Source organism: Eubacterium ramulus (assembly GCF_003122485.1).
Classification (GTDB): domain Bacteria; phylum Bacillota; class Clostridia; order Lachnospirales; family Lachnospiraceae; genus Eubacterium_I; species Eubacterium_I ramulus_A.
In genome coordinates this window covers 1-3,626 of record NZ_JRFU01000212.1, presented here as the reverse complement: position 1 = coordinate 3,626, position 3,626 = coordinate 1, and the positions used below count along the sequence as shown (strand labels likewise).

Sequence of the window (3,626 nt, the reverse complement as noted above, 5' to 3'; positions counted from 1 at the left end):
CTGACCAGAATCACGCACCAAGTCTCACGTGCGTTCGACTTGAATTTTTTCGTGAGATTCCAGTATCAGACAAATAGTAGAAAGAGAGAAAAGACATGAAGTATAAAAGTGTGAATGAATTGGATAAATTTATGTTCCAGGATGCCGAAGTGAAAAAAATGGAGTTTAACCCAGAACTTATGACAATGGTGTTACTTGGCGCGGCAGCAAGACACAACAATCCATCCAATGATACTCTGGTGGATCGTTATCTGGACGATACAGAGATTCGTCTCAAATCTCCGAAAATTACAAGATTTTTGTTAGAGGGTGCAAAATATTACGATGCAAATAATGTCTTTTTGCGCGAAGTACCGGATCAGGATATTCCGAAGGATCAGTTTAAGGAGACTTTCCAGAAAATGCAGGAAGATGGTAAAGTATTTGTGATTACACCGAAGGATGCAAAAAATGGAGGCGAATACTGCTGTGAGATTGCGGTGGATGTAGACGAAGATACTTACTGGGTAGAAGTAGAATTTGAAAAAGCAGTCGTAGAATGGGAGCATTTCTTAAATAAAGTACCGGCATAGAGAAAATCAGATGTGGTTCATAGAAGAATATATTAGTATGTATTGATGATAGGTATATGTTTATTTACATATGCTTTTGATGGAAGTTCTACATTAAGTATATTTTACTTGAAATACAATAGCGTCAGACACAGATATGAGATAGATGAACTAACTGTAATGATACGGAGGAAAAATAACGGGAATGATACTGATAAGTATTCTTATTGCTGTTGCAATCATTATTGGTTTACTTGGCTTAAGTGTGTACATGCTTCGACCGGAAACAGAAAAAACACGTTCTTTCGCTGCCTTCGACAATACAATGATCGCGCACCGGGGCTTGTTTAACAATAATTCAGACGCCCCGGAAAACAGTCTTGCAGCGTTCCGAAACGCATTGGAGCATGGCTTTGGCATGGAGTTGGATGTGCAGCTGACGAAAGACGGAAAACTGGTGGTTTTCCATGATTTTGACCTGAAGCGCATGTGCGGCGTACATAAGAAATTGACCGAATTAACATATGCAGAATTAGAGCAGTATTCTTTGAAGAACAGCACAGAAAAGATACCGCTTTTTTCTGATGTCCTGGAACTGGTCAACGGAAAGGTGCCACTTGTGGTTGAAATTAAAGTTGATTTTGACTATAAGGCAACCACGGAAGCGGCGGCTGCAATGTTGTCAGAATACAAGGGCGTTTATTGTATGGAATGCTTTAATCCATTGGCACTGGTATGGTACCGCAAGCATTTTCCAAAGGTGCTTCGTGGACAGTTGTCTATGGACTTTTTTCAGAGCGAGGATAAAATGCCGCAGATCGTGCGTTTTTTCCTGACAAATCTGTTGTTGAATTTCTGGGCAAAACCAGATTTTATTTCCTATAATCATAAGGACCGCCAGATTCGGGGCTTTCGTATGTGCCGAAAGCTGTTTGGGGTAAAAACTGCGGCATGGACGATAAAAAGTGAAGCTGAATTGCAGACGGCTCGCGAAACATTTGATATGTTTATTTTTGACAGTTTTCTGCCAAAAGAAGGGGAAAAGGTGAGATTGAGTTGAAAAAACAAAAACAGAAAATCGATGAGAGTAAGCTGCTCTTTTCCAACCACGATCTGAAGGTATTGCTGATACCGCTGATGGTGGAACAGTTGTTGAACTCCCTGATGGGAACCGTGGACAGTATGATGGTCAGCAACGTGGGAAGTGCAGCTATTTCTGCGGTTTCGCTGGTGGATTCCATCAACGTGCTGGTTATTCAGGTGTTTACGGCGTTGACAGCAGGCGGTGCCATCATCTGTTCCCAGTATCTTGGAAGGAAAGATGTGAAAGCCTGCAATAAGGCGGCGCGTCAGGTATTGTTGGCGATGCTTGTAATCTCCATCGGACTGATGGCAGTGTGCATCGTATTCCGTCATCCGTTGCTGCGGTTGATTTTCGGAAATGTAGAACAGGATGTTATGGACAATTCCCAGATTTATTTTCTGATCACGGCGATATCCTTCCCATTTATTGGATTGTTTGACGCGAATGCGGCATTTTTCCGGGCAGAAGGAAATTCCAAACTGCCGATGACAATTTCAGCGTTGTGCAATCTGGCAAATATTGCCGGAAATGCGATCCTGATCTTTGGATTTAATATGGGGGTAGCTGGTGCGGCGATTTCCACTCTTGTTTCCCGTATTTTGATGTCCATTATTATGATCTGCCGTCAGCGTGTGCCAAAACAGGAGATTGTCATCCGTGATTATTTCAGCATCCGACCGGATATGAAGCTGATCTTGATCATTCTTTCTGTAGGAATTCCGTCCGGTATCGAAAACGGTATGTTCCAGTTTGGTAAACTGGCAATTCAGTCAACGGTATCAACCCTTGGAACGACAGCAATCGCGGCACAGGCTATGACGATCATTCTGGAAAATTTGAATGGTATTGCGGCGATGGGAATTGGAATCGGTTTGATGACGATTGTCGGTCAGTGTATCGGTGCCGGCGAAAAAGAGCAGGCGGTGTATTATATCAAAAAGCTTGCTGTGCTTTCTGAGTTTGTCGTAATTGTGTGCTGTCTGTTGATCTGGGCTTTGACGAAACCGATTACGATGATCGCAGGTATGGAGCCGGCCAGTGCAGATATGTGTTTTTACATGATGACAGTAATTACCATCGTAAAACCGATTATCTGGGTTCCGGCGTTTATTCCACCGTATGGACTGCGTGCAGCAGGAGATGTCAAATTCTCCATGATTTTGTCGACCTGTTCTATGTGGATCTTCCGTGTGAGTCTGTGTATTTATCTTTGCAGGGTGCAGGGATTTGGACCGATCGCGGTGTGGATCGGAATGTTTACGGACTGGACGGTACGTGGCATTATCTTTACGATTCGATTCCACAGACGGAAATGGCTTGACCACAAAGTCGTTTAGAGGTGTCTTGTTTCGGGTGGCTTAAAATTTATGGCTATACTTTAAGATTATGAAAGCGAATCTTTATCCTTTTTCAGCAGTGGTGGCGCAAATGGAAACACGTCCTGATAGGATTCGATTTCACCATCATTTTGTGGTCCGGATGGGATCAGACCAGTCTGGTCATTGGCAGAAGCAGATTTTCCCAGATAATCATAGTCAAAATCGTCAGTTTTATCTGCCTGATCAAACGTACCGGTGGTAACAGCATCTTTACTTGGACCACCATAATTTCTGTGACAATTCGTGTCATGTGTATTGTTATGTGTATGCGTATTTTTATTCATGTTCATTCCTCCAAATATAAAGTTTTAGTTTGCAGCATTAGTATTGGTAGAATGATAGAAGTTATACAGATACATAAAAGAACTTATATAACATAAAAATTTTGACATTATTATAAAAGAATGCTTATATAGTTATGTAAAGCGAGTGCTACCGATAGACGGTTAATTCAGTATACGATTAGAAAAAAATTGTCGCTTCAGTTTACCAGACGTGAGGGCGGCTATTATGGTGTTTTATCTCAGTCGAGAAGACTCCCACTTCTGCAAGTGGTGAATAATAACAAGTCTTTCTCAGTGGGAGTACAATCTCCGACTGAGATAAACGCTC

The 3,626-nt window shown here is 42.0% G+C and carries 4 protein-coding genes; 3 read left to right on the top strand and 1 reads right to left on the bottom strand.

Going from position 1 to position 3,626, the window contains the following annotated elements; translation table 11 throughout:
* Positions 1-95: 95 nt before the first annotated feature.
* The 3 genes from LG34_RS15555 (at position 96) to LG34_RS15545 (ending at position 2,972) form a co-directional block, all read left to right on the top strand.
* On the top strand, positions 96-572 hold the full coding sequence (locus LG34_RS15555; protein ID WP_109216880.1) for a hypothetical protein: 477 nt from the start codon (positions 96-98) through the stop codon (positions 570-572).
* A 184-nt stretch (positions 573-756) separates the two neighbouring features.
* The gene (locus LG34_RS15550; protein ID WP_109216879.1) at positions 757-1,611 is read left to right on the top strand and encodes a glycerophosphodiester phosphodiesterase family protein; all 855 of its coding nucleotides are present in this window, start codon (positions 757-759) and stop codon (positions 1,609-1,611) included.
* Complete coding sequence (locus tag LG34_RS15545; RefSeq protein WP_330427542.1) at positions 1,608-2,972, top strand: MATE family efflux transporter; 1,365 nt, start codon at positions 1,608-1,610, stop codon at positions 2,970-2,972. Before LG34_RS15550 ends, LG34_RS15545 begins: the two co-directional genes overlap by 4 nt.
* 47 nt (positions 2,973-3,019) lie before the next feature.
* Here LG34_RS15545 and LG34_RS15540 read toward each other — a convergent pair whose 3' ends face one another.
* A complete protein-coding gene (locus LG34_RS15540) occupies positions 3,020-3,298 on the bottom strand; it encodes a hypothetical protein (RefSeq protein ID WP_109216878.1) in 279 nt (92 codons plus the stop codon).
* Positions 3,299-3,626: the final 328 nt, after the last annotated feature.

Bases quoted from the DNA above. Each gene is read 5' to 3' on its own strand.
- LG34_RS15555 (WP_109216880.1), top strand. From the start codon at position 96: ATGAAGTATAAAAGTGTGAATGAATTGGATAAATTTATGTTCCAGGAT.
- LG34_RS15550 (WP_109216879.1), top strand. From the start codon at position 757: ATGATACTGATAAGTATTCTTATTGCTGTTGCAATCATTATTGGTTTA.
- LG34_RS15540 (WP_109216878.1), bottom strand. From the start codon at position 3,298: ATGAATAAAAATACGCATACACATAACAATACACATGACACGAATTGT.